Here is a 16,892-nt window from a genome sequence, read left to right on the forward strand (position 1 = left end):
CTGAACATACGTCCGCACCCAACCGTAGCGGGAGCATAAGGTTATCTGGTACTTCATCCTGTAAATACCCCGCAATCCGCTGTGCTCCCTGACGGGCTACAATGTGGTAAAAAACACCATCATTCAAGACAGGATATCTCTCGGGCCAAATGAACCAGTTGAATCAGCGAGTTCAGATAAGAGACGCTGTTTTCCCTGTCATCACGGCCTATGTCGGTATTACCGGAAATAACGGTTACCGCCTCCTCCAGTTGCTTTATAACCCGATCAACATCACCACGTATGACAGGCTCATAACAGCCGAGAACGGCAGCGTGTAACGTGTTCGGTTCGTAACCGGCCTTCACCAGAATGTGACACGCCTGTTGCTGGTCAATGTTTTCAAAAATATGGCGTAGCGTGGCCTGCAACAATATAAGTTCATGAAACTGTTGCTTCGTGCGGTCAACAAGTACTTGTTTTTGAGGTTTTAAGCGCTCATTATCCAATGTTTCCATAGCCTCGCGGCTGGCCCAGAATAAAGAGGTTAAATCATACAGTTGCCTACCCCGCTCCTGTTCGGCCAAAAGATTCCTGAGCCCCGTCATCAAATAGCGTGATAATTTATTGACTCGCCTGACAAATACGGCAACCAGATCAACTCGCCAAATCGTGTTAGCGACGATAAAGCTCGCGACAATGCCAATCAGAATACCGCCTAATCGCTCGAGTGGAGGGGCAAGAACCGAGGGCGGCCCTCCTTCCTGGGCCATAGCTATAATCAAAGCGATATTGGCCTGTAATCCGATATAGGCATGGGATGTAAATTTAAAGGAAAAATAACTGAATCCCCAAATCCCGAAAAACATAACCATAGTAAAATCGTACAAATTCAATTTGAAATACGTCAGAGAAAACAAAGCCAGGCCGCCCCCGCACAAACAACCTAACAAACGATAAATGCTAATATTTTGCATTTCATAAAGATGTTTTCTTATTGAAATAACAAGGCTGCTGATGATGCCATTCAAGCCTCCGGGCCAATTGGATACCAGCCAGAATCCCAAAGCCAGAATAACGCTCAATCCTGCTTTAATACCATGCTTGATCACATCCGGATCATTGTGGAGACGCTGTTTGGTCGAGATGAACCGTTTTCCTGGCGTTTCCGGTCGAGATCCTTGCAGAACATTATGTAATGACATGAAAATATGATTGATTTTCCTGAATAAATACGCCATTTCCAAATCCACATCCTGGTGATCACCGGACTCGGAAGCGAGGTTTAATAACAGACCATCCAGTGCTCCGATCCGCTCTACAGGCACTACTCGACGCCCTTGCAAAAAAGCCGCTTTAAGGCGCATTAAATCCAGTTGTGCCGCGGTAAACATAGCGGCGACAGGAAACGCGGTATGGCGCAGATTTTTTTTGACAGCCTTGTAATGCCTTGCAGTAGTAAAATAAGTCATAACACGCACCAGACTGAAAAAAGAGTCAACCAGCAAACGAAACGCATCGATTTTCCGGCGGCTAAACCCTATTTCCCTGCGCATAAAACCAATCATTTCCGTGGTTTTTTTTACTTTTTTCCGTAATTTCCGGCGACTGAGTGCCATAACATCCAAAGAGGTGTTGTCGTTTAATAAATCATCACGAAGCTGAGTCAACAGCTCGTTGAACCCATCAAATAATTCATCCGCTTCCTGCAAAAAAATCTCGTGAATATTATTAGGAAAAAGACAAAACGCCGCGGCGGCCGATACCAGAACGCCCAGTCCAATTTCAACCGAACGCCAAATCGCAACATAGAAGGCGTCTTCCGGATTGAGAGCCAGTTCTGAAATGACCAGAAACGCGCTTAAGGCTGTCAGCAGATAGGCGTAAGCATAAGAACTGAAATTGTAATAATAGACAGCCGCCGCAACAATTACAAAGCAGGCCAGAAAATACAGAAAAAAACTGTTGACGATAAAGCCGGCAAGAAAATACCCCAGAGAGGCGCCGATAACCGTACCGACAATTCTCATGAGAGCCTTGTCAATAATATTACCGGTATAGATATTCGCCAGAATAACCACCGTCATGCCGGACCAGTAAGGCTTGTCAAAATGCAATAAAAAAGCGATGAACACAGCGACTAATGCCGCAATGGCCGTTCTTAGCGCAGCCCTGTTTTCTTTGGATTGGGGAATAAATGGTTTAAAAATTACCGTCCATTCATTGGCGATACGTAATAGTTGTTGCACTGGCACCTATCCTCATCGGATATTCCGGACTGATATCATCAAAATAAATACGGACAGGGAAACGTTGTGCAATTTGAATCCAGTCTTCCGTAGCCTCCATATACAACAGTGTCGAGGGTGCGACCGATCCTTTCTGAACCCGATTGATGCCCCATCCGATACTACCTACATGACCGTGAAACACCTTGCCGGGATACATATCAAGTTTAATGATGGCTTTATCACCCGGTTTAATCAAGCGAATGGCTGTTTCCCTGTACCGGGTCACAACCCACCAACGGGCTGTTTCAACCAGTGCAAACAAGCCTTGTCCGGCCGAGATATATTGCCCCTTCCGCAAATTAAAATTCGTTACATAACCATCGGTCGGAGCAAGCAAGGTAGTATGGTTATAAAGATAACAGGCTTTATCGTAAACGGCCTTGGCGGCCAGAACGGTATTTTCATCCAGAGTCTTCTCGGCGATTCTTAATTGTTCGCTGGCTGCGAGTACCATCGCTTCCTGCTCCTTGATTTTCGACTCCAGGTCAATCAATTGGATTTCAGCCAAATCCCCCTTGCTTTGCAGTTTCTGATAACGTGTCAGATGATCCAGGCTTAACGCCAGAATCGCCTTGCTCTGTTTGAGTTTTTCCTCGGCAACCCGAATAGCCAGTTTATTACTTTCATAATTGACCTGACTGATTTTATAATCGGCCCGAGCCCGTTGCATGGCGTATTTATAAGGCCTGGGATCAATCCGAACCAGTTTTTCTCCCTTTTTGACCGATTGATTTTCCCTGATAAAAATTTCGCTGACAGGACCTGAAACCAGAGCGGTAATATTAATTACATGGGCGGAAACATAAGCATCGTTTGAGCGTGTATCGTAATAGGCAAAATAGCGGTAGCCAAGGTACGACAAAACCACTAGCGACAAGGTTATAACCTGGGGCCAATATTGAAACGCCATAATACGTTCGCGATTTATCATCAACCATCCTTTGCAACGGGAATGAATTGTCTCCCGGAATTATCAGGTTCCGTGCACTTGATTTTGGCCGGATGAATTTGTAGATTCTGTACTTGACCTTTTTGGCTGCGAATCCTGCGCCGCTCCGGATTTAATTTTTCGATCAAACTTATTTTCCTCTGTCACGTCCAATTTTTAAAGCATTTTTTTATCGGATTTTTTTGATGTGGACTTCATACCGTTCATGACAGAGCAGGTTGGGTTTTCCTCATACCGCATCGACAAACACGCCCTGACTTGCCTGGAGCAAATACCGCCAACTCAACAAACCTGACGGAATAAAGACCGGCTGACGGGAATCACAGGGAATATAATCCGCTAACCTCGCAAATCGTAATTGAATAAAGCTGACCGTATCGCCTCCTGCGGCAACTGTCACTCGCCACTGATGGGTACTGTATCGTTTCGTTCCAATCACGCGTTGCATACAGGGAAACAATCCTAAATCCTCTATGAAAAAAGCGTATTGCTCTTTATCGACCAGGTATCGACAGTTATTATGAGTTTCAAACCGTCTTAATACGGCGTTGGGGTTATCCATGTCCGCAATACAATCAGAACGCCACTCCCCCACCCCCATATTGATCAGTTTGATGGCTTCCTGTTCCAGAGCATGAAACAGGTGGTACTGCCTGTTCCTGTGTGTATAGGACTTGAGATAAAGCAGAGCCATTTGCATGTGCGACAATACCAGAACAGTTAGCAGACAAACCATCATAATCGTTGAAAACAAAATCAGGCCCTGTTGTCTTGCAATCATGACACCCGTACCACAGCGTCCAGAGCCACCGGTTTCCGGTCGACCAATCCCAAAACCAGGTGGGCCATAAGTCCTTTTCTGTTTTCCAGGAGTTGCGTATTGAGGGAATGTATCTGATTGCTCAACTCTTCAGGGTGATCCAGCTGATAGAACAAAGCCGGTTCGCCATGACTGTTTTTTTGCACATAAAAGCGTTCTTCCAGCCAGGCACCGAGATAGGCAGGTTCGGTATAGGCGAAATACAAAGGTTTGTTAATAGTAATTTCAAGTTGACGGGCAACCGGTTGAACATGAGTAATGATGACGATTTCCGCGGAAAAACAATCGGCAATGATATGAGGTTTGTTCACTCGAAAGGAATTATCCGCATCAACCAGTAATCGGGTGGGGCTCAAGACACGTACTACACGGGAAAAGTCTTCACTCATTCTGGCTATCGATAAGGCATGATGCGAATCCGCGTTTGCAGAAATGGCCAAAGGCGGATCGAATCCGTCACGTCCGTCCCGGACACGAAGCCAGTCCAGACTGGCACAGGGTGTAAATCCGGCCTGCCGGATGCTGTAACGCAACAAATCGGTGATCATCTGTAAATCATAATCTTTTTTTAACAGATTCTGTGACAGAAGATATTGCCTTTTGCCGCTTGAATAATGCTGAATTAACGCCGTTATAATAATACTGGCGAGCAAAAGGCTAAGCATAAGTTCCACCACACTAAAACCAATCACTCTTCTCATGCTAACACAACCACCTGCTGATGCTGACAATGACTGGAACCACCGGTATTTAGGATATCCGGCCAATTCAAATACAAATCAACATGCTTGCCGCTATGCGTGATTTTTAAAGTAAAAGGGGCATCCATAACAGGCAGCGGAATACCCGCATGTACGCGCTCAATAGCATTATCAAACTGGAGAACAGCCTGGTGACTTAAACGGATGTCATTAAAAAGACGACTCATCTGCCACTGTTGGCTGAGCAGCATAAGGGCGGTGCCAGTCACTAAACAAAGGGAGACCAGCACTTCCACCAAGGAGAATCCTTGCGAAGTGTTCATTATTATTATTCCATTCCTGAGGTTGGTTATCCGCCTCGGTGCACTTGACTTTTCCTGAAGTGAAAAAAGCGGGGGTTAAGTTAAGCTCACATAGGCTGTGGCATAGCTTAAAGACATTTTATCAAGCTGACAAGAAGAAAATGTCTTATGCCTTGCTTCTCCAATGGCGTTTCAGCAAGGTAGAGCACAACAGAGCCTACAGTTGTGTGCACACAATTTTCTTCGCACCATTTTTTTGCGAAAAAGCAGTAGCCCGTAAGGAGGCCTGCGGCCGTATTGCGGGTTTGATGTGCCAATTTGGAACGTTACCCCGCATTACGGCTACGCCTTCATGACGGGCTACAAGACATTATTATTTATTATGTAACAATAGTTGCCTTGTTTTAGATCGGAAAAAATTTTGTTCACGGAACCTACGGGTTACCCTGAAATTTTTTCAAGGATATAAGAGGCACCAGAAAAAGAATTAGAAACAGGACATTCAATGCAATATTCATGGGCAGACCGGCAACATATGATCCGGTTGAGTCCGTAATGAACCAAACTATTATTCCCGATAACATGGCCTTGCAAACAGACTGATTAAATACGGACGGATGGGCAAGATAAAAAAGCATCCACCCCCAGCCAATCATAACACCACCTAAAACGCCATTGAGAACCCTCGCTACTTCATCAAACCGGATATCAGCCTGGAAACAATTTAATGCGTTAAATAAATAGCGCCATAAAAAATCCGTGTCCGGATGACTGGCCAGCAAGCTCAGAACTCCCGTTAGTATGGTTATAATCGCGGCAAATCTAAGCCAATAATGATAGAAATGTGAACTCATAGTGATTTCCTTTTCAAAAAAATAATAGTTCGATTTTATATTCATTACCCCCGGAAATGCACACATCATCTGGTTCTTTGTTGGGATAACGTTTAAGCTTATAATAACTAGCCTTGTTATCAGGAAAAGACTTTATGCACCCAAGGATGAATTGGTTTATCAGATTTTGGCTTGTTTTTTTAAGTTTCCTGCTTATTGCAGCCGCCACACTTTTGTTGATGCAAAACTCCTGGTTTTCCTCTTTATGGCTATGGCCGAGTGCTCCATGGTTGAGTGATGTTTTCATGGCAAGCATTTTTTTTTCGACGGCCGCTGCCTACCTGGTAGCAGCCGTTCATGGCAGGCTCCGTCCTTTACGCACGATCTCCATGAGCAGTCTCATTGGCTTTGGGGGTTGTAGCTTATATTTATTGCTAGAGGCAACACGTGCCACCCAAGATACAAAAACTCTGCTGCATTGGGGCGAAATTGGATTGCTGTATACCATTGTAAATTTCTTGTTTTTAGCAGCAGCCTATAATTCAAAAATTGTTTCAAAGCGTCGACTTCCTGTTTCATTAATATGGATTCTGGGAGTAGTAGTGATTGCGAATTTATGGGTAAGTTTACGCCTGATTTTTGGAATTGACGCGTTTGCCTGGAAATTAACGGAACCTATGGCAATAATTTATGGCTGGACATTACTAGGGGCTGGTATATTCGCGTGGTACATGTTAATTGAGCCTTATTGGGAAAATATTTGGCCTTTATTGGGAGCATTTATTGCGTATGGCCTCACGCTGACAGGACCTATAATTTATTTATTAATTAACCCCACCATCGTACCAGTAATTTATTCTCGGGTAGTAGCCTACCTGCTTTTAGTATTGTTTACTTTTTTAAGTGCCTTGATTTACGCAGTCAGGGGTCTCTATAAACAGTCGTGACCTCGCATTAGGCAGCGTCCCTGACGTTTTTTACACCCTATACAATCCCAGGCCCTGCGCACTTATTTTTTATCGGCTGCCTATATGGCTAATTGACAACATTATGTCTTTGAATGAGGCGACTATTGTTCAATAACAACTAATAATTTCTTGTAGCCGTCATAAGCGGGAAGCCGGAATGCGGTCTAATGTTCACTTAGGCACTCACCTGCTCTCCTGGTACGGTATTAGACCAGAAAACCCGCAATACGGCCATAGGCCTCCTTTCGGGCTACTGGAATTAATTTAAATGAAATAGTTACTTATGCCAGGCACCGTTACAAAATTCCCTGAGCATTCACTTTTGATGTCTGGTTGGGTAAGATGATGCCACTATTCATTTCAAGGAGAGTTTTTTGTCCTGTGATTATCATTTGCTACCTCACCCAGGTATTCAATCCCTTCATCCTTATGTGCCCGGCAAATCCATCAGGGAATTGGAAAAAGAAACGGGATTAACGGACATCATCAAACTGGCCAGTAATGAAAATCAGCTGGGATGCAGCCACCGGGTCAAGGAAACCCTGGCTGATCTTACCATTCACCAGATAGCCACCTACCCCTCCCCTGCGATACATCCGTTGCGGGGAAAACTAAGTGCCATGCTTGGTATTCCCGAGTCCATGCTGGTTTTCGGTAACGGCTCCGATTCCCTGTTCTCATTTTTACTGACACTTTTTGCCGTCAACCGGAATAAACATATTCTGACTCATGACCTCGCTTTTATTTCTTATGTTATTCAGGCTCAGACTTTGGGCATTCCTTCCGTACAAACTCCCGTAAATGAGAATTACGAGGCCGATATCGACGCACTGATTACCGCCGCTAATGAACAGACAGCGCTGATTTTTCTATCCAATCCCAATAATCCCACCGGTATTCTCATTCCAATAAAGGAAATCAAGCGTTTACTGGAATCCATTCCCGAATCCACTATCGTTGTTCTGGACGAAGCCTACTATGAATTTGCCTATCCTCATGGTGACAAAACCAGTTTGAACCTTTTGGCTGATCATCCCAACCTGGTGATCACCAGGACATTTTCCAAGATTTACGGCCTGGCCGGTTTAAGAATCGGCTATGCGATGGCAAATCCGGATATCATAGAACTGTTGCTTCGTGTTCAGCTTCCCTTCGCAGTTAACCAGGTTGCGCTGGCCGCAGCCTATGCCGCACTGGATGATCAGGATTTTGTCGCCCGCACCCTGACCATGAATGAACAAGGCATGCAGCAATTACAGGAGGGTCTGGACGCCTTGCAATTGTCTCATATTCCCTCCTGCTGTAATTTTCTGACGTTTGATTGCGGCAGGGACAGTTTGCCGGTTTATCAGGAGTTATTGCAAAACGGGATCATTGTACGCCCTTTAAAATCCTATGGATTAATGAATCACCTGCGTGTATCCATAGGCACTCATCAGCAAAACACACGCTTTTTAAGCGCTCTTTCAACCATCATGCAAGATACAAACAAGGAGTAAAACATGACCAGCGATTTACGGCAAAAACACTGTGCGTCCTGTGAAGGTATTGGCCAGGCTTTAAGCAGAGAACAAATTGATAACCTGTTACCCCAGCTTGACCGAAAGTGGGAAGTACGGGATGACCATAAGGAAATCAAACGCTCTTTTTCATTTGCCAACTTTTATGAAACCATGGCTTTTGTTAATGCGATAGCCTGGATAGCCAACGGGGAAAATCATCATCCTGATCTCGAAATCGGCTATAATTACTGCCACATACGCTTTATGACCCACGCACTTAAGGGACTCACTCTGAATGATTTCATCTGTGCGGCTAAAGTGGACGCGTTGCTTGATGAGTGAAGGGCACGGAACCTCAAAATTCTAAAGAGGGAGCAGGTCGGTCGAAACGACCGACCTCTTTTTTGCGAAACATAACATTTAACTTTTTTCTCAAGGCCTGTCGTCTATCTCTTTGCGCTGACCGGGAAGGAAATCTTTTTTATCAAGTCCCATAGCCACCGCCAACGCCCCGGCTACATAAATGGAAGAATAGGTACCAACCACAATACCAATAATAAGAGCCAGCGAAAAACCGCGAATGGTTTCTCCGCCGTAAACGAATAATGCGACCACTACAAACAACGTCAAAACCGACGTCATGATGGTTCTGGATAATGTCTGGTTGATGGACGTATTCATTATATCCAGGGGTTCGGCACGCCTTATTTTAATAAAATTCTCCCGCACCCTGTCGAAAACAACAATAGTGTCGTTCAGGGAATAACCGATAACGGCCAAAAGCCCGGCCAGCGCTTTCAAATCAAACTCGATACCAAACATGGCGAAAACACCCAGAATGAGTACCGGATCATGGATCAGGGCTATAGCGGAACTTACGGCGAGACGGTATTCAAAACGCATGGCAATATAAATCATGGTTGCTATCAAGGACACAATAATTGCCAACGCGCCCTTGGTAGCGAGTTCCTCCCCGACTTGCGGACCAACAAAATCCACACGTTGCTTCACAGCATCCGGCAGGGCGTTCATAACCTTGTCGACCAGTTCGCTTTGTTCCATATCCGCTCTGGGGGCAATACTGATAAGAACGTCTTTCGAAGTGCCATAACTTACGACTTGCGCTTCCTTAAAACCAGCCTTGTATAAATTATCGCGCATGGCCGTCAGATCAGCGGCTTGCGGATAAGCCACTTCAATCTGCGTACCCCCGGTAAAATCCAGTCCCCATTTCAGACCATTAACCAGCAAAGCTCCAATTGAGACAATAAAAATCAACGCCGACAAGGCGGCCGTCCATTTTCTCGCCCCCATGAAATCAACATTTGAATTTGGATTAAAAAATTCCATCTAAGCCTCGCCTCAAATACCAATAGATAATTTTTTTACATTACGTCCACCGTAATACCAGTTTACGATGGCCCTGGTGTAGGTAATGCTGGTCAGCATGGAAGTCAGCAACCCCAACGACAAAATAACGGCAAAGCCTCTAATCGGACCGGTACCAATCGCAAATAACACGATCCCGACAATTAAAGTCGTCAGGTTCGCGTCAATAATCGTTGAAAAGGCACGATCGTACCCGGCATAAACCGCGGCCTGGGGAGAAAGGCCATTACGAAGTTCCTCCCTTATCCTTTCATAAATAAGCACATTGGCATCCACCGCCATACCCACGGTCAAAACAAAACCAGCGATACCGGGCAGAGTTAGTGTGGCGCCAATGATGGAGAGTAATGCGCTTAACAAAATTAAATTAAGAAATAACGCAATATCTGCAACAAAGCCAAAAAAGCGATAGTAGACCAGCATCAATACTAGAATCAAGCCCATCCCTACTTCCAGGGAAATCATACCACGCCGTATATTTTCCTTACCGAGGGAAGGCCCGACGGTACGTTCCTCAACCGTATAAATTACGGCAGGAAGCGCTCCCGCACGCAACAGCAAAGACAGGTTACTGGCTTCCTTGCTGTCTGAAAGGCCGGTAATCTGGAAATTATTACCCAGCGCATTCTGGATAACCGGGGCACTGATAACCCGTTCCTCACGATGAGTCACCCGCTTGTTCACACCATTGACGTTCTGCATACCGGTTTTGGTTTCAACAAACACAATAGCCATCCGTTTGCCGATATTTTCACGGGTAATTTTGGTGAAAAAGCTTTCTCCCCCGCCTCCCAGCTGGATCTGTACGGAAGGTGTTGCGGTTTGCTGATCAAAACTGGACACGGCGCTGGTAATGGAATCTCCACTTAAAACCACCTGCCGCTTCAGCAAAATAGGCTGGCCATCCATCATGTACAACTTGCTGTTTACAGGGATCGCACCGGTCTGTTTGGCAATTTGGGGATCATGCTCCTGGTCGACCAGATAGAATTGCAAGGTAGCCGTACCACCCAATATTTGTTTGGCTCTGGCCGCATCCTGAATACCCGGTAAATCAACCGCCACTCTTGTCGCACCTTGCTGCTGAACCACCGCCTCGCCGACGCCCAGTTCGTTGACACGGTTACGGAGGATACTCATGGTCTGGTCAATGGTGTTCTGACGGATGGTATTGAGTTCGGAGGGTGTCAATGTCACCATCATGGAAAGACCTTCCGAGGATTTCACCTGAATCGACCCCGGAAAATTGCCGCGAATTTTTTCATCGGCGTTAATCTTGGCTTCCGGTGTGCGGAAACGAATATTGACGCCCTTGTCGGTAAGGTAACGGATGCCTGCGTAACGAATACCCGCTTCCCGCAAATCCTGCCCGATATTTTTCATTAATCCTTCATAACGGCGATTAATAACACTTTCAACATCCACTTCAAGAAGAAAATGGACACCGCCACGAAGATCCAGCCCCTGCTTCATCGGCTCGGCACCAATTTTTCGCAGCCAGGCCGGTGTTGCAGGCACCAGATTCAAGGCCACCGTGTACCCTGATCCCAACCCATTCTTGATGACGTCACGAGCCAGTAACTGCGAATCCGTTGAAGCAAATAACACTTCAAGATTATCATTGTCCTCATTCATGGAGCGATATTGCAATTTGGCTTCCTTGAGCAGTCGGGATACCTCTTCCCTTACTTGCTGCATATCTATCGCAGTCTGGGATGAGATCTGAACGGCCGGATCCTCACTATACAAATTGGGTATTGCGTATATAAGACCTATCACGGCAATCAGCACCAGCAACAGGTTCTTCCAAAGCGGGTATTTATTGTGCATATCCTTGTCTCTGCTTAAGCTTAAAGGGATTTCATGGTGCCCTTGGGCAATACCGTACTTACGGCATTACGCTGCAAGTTAATTTCAATGCCCTCAGCGAGACTTATTTTAATAAACTGTTCATCCAGACTGATCACTTTGCCCAACATACCTCCGGTAGTCACGATTTCATCGCCTTTTTTCAAGGCTTTGACCATCTCGCGATGTTCCTTCGCACGTTTGTTTTGAGGTCTAATCAGCATAAAATAAAACAACACAAAAATGGCAACGATCATAAGCAGCGGAAAAGCCCCTTCCGATTGCCCTGACGGTGCGGCCGTTGATGCCGCGATGGCGTTGCTTATAAAAAAACTCATAACAGTCTCCTCAAACTCACTGTGTAATTGTTACTCAAACGGGCGTGTCAGCCAGGATAGCGTGACATCATAGCGAGAATTCATCGTAAGGTAAATGAACTAACAGGCAATTTCATTTTTCTGTGCATTTATTCATACATCCTTCCAGCATTCGACACACCATTTATTTGAACCCGAACACCCCTGAAGCCTGACATGAACCACAGGCGCTCTCTTCCTCAGCCGTAACGGACAGTTCGGAGGTTATCCTCTCTTCAGCCTTGCCATGCTGACGCCAGGCTCGTTGTATAACTTTCGCGGCACGATGATGCTCGGCATAAAAACCTTCTCTGTAAAAAAATCTGGTTTGAATGTAACTTGCGGTACCGGGGGTAACCAGATGGGCTATTTCAGGTTCCCTGTGATCAGATCCCGTTTTTCCGGCTTCGTGAGCCCTGTCAATTTGCTGCCTTACGGTTGTTGATGAGACGGTCAGATATCTCGCCTCCATAGCCAGAATCGTGATGTTGGTTAACTGGTGTATCGCCATGATTTGCTGCAATTTTTTCTCTTCCCTTTCCCCTCGTGGCGCTACAATAACTTCTTTGTAGTGCCTGCAATATCCGGCCGCCTTCTCAAACGAATCCTGCCCCACAACCGGAACCACCTGGGCCCCATCGTTTAATGCGGCAATGAGTTTATCATTAACCAGACGTTTATCGGTCTGAATCATAATTTCAACGTCTGCGTCGAGTCTCAACCCTTTCAACATACCGCGAATCATCGCCGCTCTGTCTTCGCCCGGCGTATGGTAATGTTTTTCACCCGTATTATTGTTAACGACAATGACCAGTTTATTGAGCGCCCCCTGGGTTATCGCGTTTATCATGATATTGAGATGAGCCCGGGTAGGCGGGTCAAACGTACCCCAGTAAAGTCCGATTTTACCGGTCGGCATAACTAGCTCCCAGGGCTTGTTGACATTTCATAACGTAAAGCGAAAATGTGGATAATTGAGTGCCATTTTGGCTTTGAATGAGGCGAATAGCCAGCCCTATTTAACGAATTCAAAAGCAAAATGACACCAATTAGCCACTTTTGCAGCTATGGAATGAAATGTCAACAAGCCCTAATATACCGTTGAAAAAAACCAACATTATGGCGAATCAAAAATCGCTGTGCCAGCAACGGGGTATTCATTAACAAATGATGAAGATAGGCTCGCGTGTACCCATCCGTACAGGTCAGGCAAGGACACTGTTCGTCCAGCGCCTGGAATTGCTCCTGACAGGCCGCATCCAGAATTTGTCCTATTCCCTCGTGATGATAAAAACAACCTTTCATGCCATCCGCAGCAGGCTTATCCGTTTCGAGCCACAACGGTGTTCCGTTTGACCGTGGTATAGATGAATCAAACTGGAACGTGTCCAACCTGGAATAAAGCAGGGAGCCGGATTCATCGGCGGCGGTTTCATCCCGGGGAGGGTTGAGATAGTTGAAAATCCGGGGTTCATCACGATTTGTTTTTTTTCCTGTTTCCTTCACGGTTTCAAGAAAAACGCCCGCGGGCAATCGTAATCTTAAACACTCAAAACGCTCATAATCCTGTTGTGAGAGTACGACGTAATCCGGTTTTAATTGCGTAATCAATAAAAACAGCGTCTTTACATCTACGGTAATCCGTTGGCCGTCATAACGGGAGTGGATCCGGTATTCCCCCTCTTTTGGCATCACGGAAAAAACCGCGTTTAATACCACCGTCCCCGGCCAGGCATAATGCGAACGCAGATCCGGTAAAGACAATAATACGTCCTTCCCGGGTTTCATCAACAACTCTTCCAGATAAAAAGCGGCGGTATAAATACCTGCCTGCAACCAGTTGGCGACCGTCAGGCACGAACCGGCGTCGGACGTCAAAACCGGTACAAATTGAGAAACGAGCGGCTGCTCCTGCATACGTTTTCCTTCCGTCAAAGTAATAAACTGGCATCACCATAACTGAAAAATCGATAACGATGAAGAATCGCTTCCCGATAAAGATCCAGTGCCTGCGGATGGCCAATAAACGCGGCGACCAGCATCAGTAAGGTCGATTCCGGTAAATGGAAATTGGTAATCAGGCCATCGCAAATTTTAAATTGATAGCCCGGATAAATAAAGATATTCGTCTCTCTTGTCCCAGGCAGAAGACAACCATTGTCCATGGAGCTTTCCAGACTGCGCATGGCTGTCGTACCAACGGCTATGACACGGTGTCCGGCGGCTTTGGTCTCGTTCACAATACGTGCCAGTTCCTCGCTGATTGTCAATTGTTCGCCATGCATTTTATGATCCTTGATGGCGTCGCAACGCACCGGACGAAACGTACCGGCACCGACATGCAAGGTGGCGTATGCAATACGCACACCATGCTCCTGAAGTCTTTGCATTAAAGCGTCATCAAAATGCAGTCCGGCGGTTGGAGCGGCAACGGAGCCCTTATGCCGGGCATACACCGTTTGATAGCGTTTGAGATCCATCTCGTCATCTTGTCTGGTGATATAAAGCGGTAATGGAATATGGCCTATTTCGTCAAGCATGGTGTTTAGCTCACCGGACGCTTCGCATTGATACAAATCCTCGATTTTTGCAAGGACTCGAATATGCCAGCCCTTCTCCAGATGAATAATACTGTCCGGTTTTGGTGCTTTACTTGCTTTGATGTGGCTTAAAAATCGTCGTTCACCTTGCAATCGTTCCACCAGAAACTCGACACGTCCGCCACTGGCTTTGCTACCGTAAAACCGAGCCGGAATCACCTTGCTGTCATTCATGACCAGCAAATCACCGGGGTTGAGAAAATCAACCAGATTTTTGAATTGTTGATGCTCGTAATGACCGCCTTGACGATGATAAACCAGCAAACGGGAATCACTTCGCTCCGGTAAAGGGTGCTGTGCTATCAGCTCCGGGGGCAAATCAAAATAAAAATCCTGCTTGTACATCAGTCAACCTGTATATCAAATTGCGCCTATTATACGCAAGACTTATAAAAAACCCACGCCCAAAAGAAAATTTGTGATATTCTAGGTCTGTTTTTGGGAAGTTCATGGTCATATCATGTTAACGCTACGTCAACTCTCACTCTCACGCGGGAATAAAATCCTGCTCAATCAGACAAATGTCACCCTTTACGATAAACAGAAAATAGGACTTGTCGGCCATAATGGCTGTGGTAAATCCAGCCTGTTCAGCCTGATCCTGGGCGAATTAACCGCCGACCATGGCGATTTTTCGATAAGTCCGAACGTTCGTATCAGTCATTTGTCGCAGCAACTGCCTGACAGTGACGAGGCGGCCGTTGATTTTGTCTTAGGCGGCGACGAGGAATATACGAACCTGCAAAAACGCCTGGCGGACGCTGAAAATAACGATGAGCACGATGTCATACTTGCCTGTCACGATCGTTTGAACCAGACCGGGGGTTACGGCAAACCGGCTCAGGCCGCATCCATCATGTCCGGACTGGGATTCAAAACGGAAGAACAAAAAAACGCGGTCAACAGTTTTTCCGGCGGCTGGCGAATGAGGTTGAGTCTGGCCCGCTGCCTGATGAAACCGGCTGACTTGCTGCTTCTTGACGAGCCTACCAACCATCTGGATATGGAAGCTATTTTCTGGCTGGAAAAATGGTTAAAACAATCACCATCCGGTGTTTTGGTGATCTCCCATGATCGCGAATTTCTTGACGCGTTTGTGACACACATACTTCATATCGAGCAGCAGTCTCTGATCCTCTACAGCGGTGATTACAGCCGATTTGAACAAACCAGGGCCCAGCAGCTGGCCTTACAGCAAATGATGTATGAAAAGCAGCAACAGAAAATCAGCCATATGATGAATTTTGTGCAGAAATTTAGGGCCAAGGCATCGAAAGCCAGGCAGGCGCAAAGCCGCCTTAACGCCATTGCCAAAATGGATGTTGTTGCACAGGCACAGGTGGATTCCCCGTTTTCGTTCGAATTTTATCCTTGCCCCCGAGCCGGCAACCCTTTACTGAAATGCGACCAGGTTTTCGCGGGTTACCAACCGGATCACCCGATATTAAAACGCTTGAATTTTATTCTCAATCCGGGCGATCGCATCGCGTTACTCGGTCCTAACGGAGAAGGGAAATCGACCTTGATCAAAACGATGATCGGCGCTGTATCTCCTTTATCCGGTCAGATACTCCGCTCGCAACATTTGAAAATTGGCTATTACGCACAGCATCAGCTGGAAGAGCTGGACATCAAACTGACACCCTTGCAAACCATTCAGGCCCTGTCCCCCGATGCCAGGGAGCAAACTATTCGCGATTTTCTGGGGGGATTTAATTTTTGCGGGGAAATGGCGACCCATTCCATCCGGCATTTTTCAGGGGGGGAGAAAGCGCGACTGGCTCTGGCAAAACTGGTCTGGTTAAAACCTAATGTACTGCTTCTTGATGAGCCAACCAACCACCTGGATTTGGGAATGCGTGCCGCCATCGAGATTGCCTTGCAAAGTTACGAAGGCGCGCTGATTCTTATTTCCCATGACAGGCATTTGCTACGTACAACCGTTGATGACTTCTACCTTGTTTATCAACAGAAAGTAGAACCGTTTCAAGGTGATTTGACCGATTATTATCAATGGCTGCAAACCAAAACGGATAAATACCAGCCTACTTCCGCGACTTCCAGCACCTACAAGGAAAAGAAAAGTCTGCAAAACCGTTTAAAAAAGCTCGAACAAAAACTGGAGTCCTGTCAGCAACATTTAAGCAATCTGGAACAGATTCTGGCCGATGTATCGCTTTACGAGCCAGAGAAACAACCGCAATTAAACCGCTACATCAGCGAGCAAAAAAAATACCGTCAGGAGCTACAGCAATCAGAAGAAGAGTGGCTCGATATTTCGGGAAATCTGGAGGCGTTTGAAAAATAAGCGGTAGCATGCGTGAAACGCGGGAACGGTATCTATCCATGCCGGA

At 46.1% G+C, this 16,892-nt stretch carries 16 protein-coding genes; 4 read left to right on the forward strand and 12 right to left on the reverse strand.

Annotation, left to right across the window (positions count from 1 at the left end; genetic code table 11):
- Positions 1 to 119: 119 nt before the first annotated feature.
- The 6 genes from CKW05_RS10385 to CKW05_RS10410 form a co-directional block, all read right to left on the reverse strand.
- Positions 120 to 2,228: an FUSC family protein gene (locus CKW05_RS10385; protein WP_058482370.1), complete on the reverse strand. Its 2,109-nt coding sequence runs from the start codon at positions 2,226 to 2,228 to the stop codon at positions 120 to 122.
- On the reverse strand, positions 2,200 to 3,201 hold the full coding sequence (locus tag CKW05_RS10390; protein WP_193392648.1) for an HlyD family secretion protein: 1,002 nt from the start codon (positions 3,199 to 3,201) through the stop codon (positions 2,200 to 2,202). Before CKW05_RS10390 ends, CKW05_RS10385 begins: the two co-directional genes overlap by 29 nt.
- A gap of 247 nt (positions 3,202 to 3,448) precedes the next feature.
- Positions 3,449 to 4,000, reverse strand: coding sequence for a hypothetical protein (locus CKW05_RS10395; protein ID WP_058482369.1), 552 nt, complete (start codon positions 3,998 to 4,000; stop codon positions 3,449 to 3,451).
- Entirely contained in the window at positions 3,997 to 4,740 is a 744-nt protein-coding gene (locus tag CKW05_RS10400; RefSeq protein WP_058482368.1) for a PilW family protein, read from the reverse strand. Before CKW05_RS10400 ends, CKW05_RS10395 begins: the two co-directional genes overlap by 4 nt.
- Positions 4,737 to 5,063 carry a type IV pilus modification PilV family protein gene (locus CKW05_RS10405; RefSeq protein ID WP_058482367.1) on the reverse strand — a complete coding sequence of 109 codons (327 nt, stop codon included), beginning with the start codon at positions 5,061 to 5,063 and terminating at the stop codon, positions 4,737 to 4,739. The genes CKW05_RS10400 and CKW05_RS10405 overlap by 4 nt, the downstream gene beginning before the upstream one ends.
- Positions 5,064 to 5,476: 413 nt before the next feature.
- Positions 5,477 to 5,896 (reverse strand): hypothetical protein, encoded by a 420-nt coding sequence (locus CKW05_RS10410; RefSeq protein WP_133141159.1) that lies wholly within the window; start codon positions 5,894 to 5,896, stop codon positions 5,477 to 5,479.
- 146 nt (positions 5,897 to 6,042) lie between these two features.
- On the opposite strand from CKW05_RS10410, the gene CKW05_RS10415 reads away from it, so the two are divergent.
- The 3 genes from CKW05_RS10415 to CKW05_RS10425 all read left to right on the forward strand — a co-directional run bounded on the left by CKW05_RS10415 (position 6,043) and on the right by CKW05_RS10425 (position 8,687).
- The gene (locus CKW05_RS10415) at positions 6,043 to 6,822 is read left to right on the forward strand and encodes a hypothetical protein (protein WP_058482365.1); all 780 of its coding nucleotides are present in this window, start codon (positions 6,043 to 6,045) and stop codon (positions 6,820 to 6,822) included.
- A 395-nt stretch (positions 6,823 to 7,217) separates the two neighbouring features.
- Positions 7,218 to 8,342, forward strand: coding sequence for a histidinol-phosphate transaminase (gene hisC / locus CKW05_RS10420; protein WP_058482364.1), 1,125 nt, complete (start codon positions 7,218 to 7,220; stop codon positions 8,340 to 8,342).
- Positions 8,343 to 8,345: 3 nt separating this feature from the next.
- Entirely contained in the window at positions 8,346 to 8,687 is a 342-nt protein-coding gene (locus CKW05_RS10425; protein ID WP_058482363.1) for a 4a-hydroxytetrahydrobiopterin dehydratase, read from the forward strand.
- A 90-nt stretch (positions 8,688 to 8,777) separates the two neighbouring features.
- Here the strand turns inward: CKW05_RS10425 and secF are convergent, their stop codons facing one another.
- The 6 genes from secF to queA form a co-directional block, all read right to left on the reverse strand.
- Complete coding sequence (gene secF, locus CKW05_RS10430) at positions 8,778 to 9,695, reverse strand: protein translocase subunit SecF (protein ID WP_058482362.1); 918 nt, start codon at positions 9,693 to 9,695, stop codon at positions 8,778 to 8,780.
- Between the two features lie 12 nt (positions 9,696 to 9,707).
- Positions 9,708 to 11,564 (reverse strand): protein translocase subunit SecD, encoded by a 1,857-nt coding sequence (gene secD, locus CKW05_RS10435; RefSeq protein ID WP_058482361.1) that lies wholly within the window; start codon positions 11,562 to 11,564, stop codon positions 9,708 to 9,710.
- 20 nt (positions 11,565 to 11,584) lie between these two features.
- Entirely contained in the window at positions 11,585 to 11,920 is a 336-nt protein-coding gene (gene yajC / locus CKW05_RS10440) for a preprotein translocase subunit YajC (RefSeq protein ID WP_058482360.1), read from the reverse strand.
- A 163-nt stretch (positions 11,921 to 12,083) separates the two neighbouring features.
- Positions 12,084 to 12,857, reverse strand: coding sequence for a nicotinate-nicotinamide nucleotide adenylyltransferase (locus CKW05_RS10445; RefSeq protein WP_058482359.1), 774 nt, complete (start codon positions 12,855 to 12,857; stop codon positions 12,084 to 12,086).
- Between the two features lie 161 nt (positions 12,858 to 13,018).
- Positions 13,019 to 13,855 (reverse strand): hypothetical protein, encoded by an 837-nt coding sequence (locus CKW05_RS10450; RefSeq protein WP_058482358.1) that lies wholly within the window; start codon positions 13,853 to 13,855, stop codon positions 13,019 to 13,021.
- Between the two features lie 14 nt (positions 13,856 to 13,869).
- Positions 13,870 to 14,883, reverse strand: a complete 1,014-nt coding sequence (gene queA, locus CKW05_RS10455) for a tRNA preQ1(34) S-adenosylmethionine ribosyltransferase-isomerase QueA (protein WP_058482357.1) — start codon at positions 14,881 to 14,883, stop codon at positions 13,870 to 13,872.
- A gap of 115 nt (positions 14,884 to 14,998) precedes the next feature.
- Here queA and CKW05_RS10460 point away from each other — a divergent pair, with 115 nt between their 5' ends.
- Positions 14,999 to 16,846, forward strand: coding sequence for an ABC-F family ATP-binding cassette domain-containing protein (locus CKW05_RS10460; RefSeq protein ID WP_058482356.1), 1,848 nt, complete (start codon positions 14,999 to 15,001; stop codon positions 16,844 to 16,846).
- The last annotated feature ends 46 nt before the right edge of the window (positions 16,847 to 16,892 follow it).

The sequence above is a fragment of the Legionella spiritensis genome (genome assembly GCF_900186965.1).
GTDB classification, from domain to species: Bacteria; Pseudomonadota; Gammaproteobacteria; order Legionellales; family Legionellaceae; genus Legionella_C; species Legionella_C spiritensis.

Coding starts and splice junctions, on each gene's coding strand:
- CKW05_RS10395 (WP_058482369.1), bottom strand. CDS start 4,000: ATGATTGCAAGACAACAGGGCCTGATTTTGTTTTCAACGATTATGATG.
- CKW05_RS10450 (WP_058482358.1), bottom strand. CDS start 13,855: ATGCAGGAGCAGCCGCTCGTTTCTCAATTTGTACCGGTTTTGACGTCC.
- CKW05_RS10390 (WP_193392648.1), bottom strand. CDS start 3,201: ATGATAAATCGCGAACGTATTATGGCGTTTCAATATTGGCCCCAGGTT.
- CKW05_RS10400 (WP_058482368.1), bottom strand. CDS start 4,740: ATGAGAAGAGTGATTGGTTTTAGTGTGGTGGAACTTATGCTTAGCCTT.
- queA (WP_058482357.1), bottom strand. CDS start 14,883: ATGTACAAGCAGGATTTTTATTTTGATTTGCCCCCGGAGCTGATAGCA.
- CKW05_RS10405 (WP_058482367.1), bottom strand. CDS start 5,063: ATGAACACTTCGCAAGGATTCTCCTTGGTGGAAGTGCTGGTCTCCCTT.
- yajC (WP_058482360.1), bottom strand. CDS start 11,920: ATGAGTTTTTTTATAAGCAACGCCATCGCGGCATCAACGGCCGCACCG.
- CKW05_RS10460 (WP_058482356.1), top strand. CDS start 14,999: ATGTTAACGCTACGTCAACTCTCACTCTCACGCGGGAATAAAATCCTG.
- CKW05_RS10410 (WP_133141159.1), bottom strand. CDS start 5,896: ATGAGTTCACATTTCTATCATTATTGGCTTAGATTTGCCGCGATTATA.
- secF (WP_058482362.1), bottom strand. CDS start 9,695: ATGGAATTTTTTAATCCAAATTCAAATGTTGATTTCATGGGGGCGAGA.
- CKW05_RS10425 (WP_058482363.1), top strand. CDS start 8,346: ATGACCAGCGATTTACGGCAAAAACACTGTGCGTCCTGTGAAGGTATT.
- CKW05_RS10415 (WP_058482365.1), top strand. CDS start 6,043: ATGAATTGGTTTATCAGATTTTGGCTTGTTTTTTTAAGTTTCCTGCTT.
- secD (WP_058482361.1), bottom strand. CDS start 11,564: ATGCACAATAAATACCCGCTTTGGAAGAACCTGTTGCTGGTGCTGATT.
- CKW05_RS10445 (WP_058482359.1), bottom strand. CDS start 12,857: ATGCCGACCGGTAAAATCGGACTTTACTGGGGTACGTTTGACCCGCCT.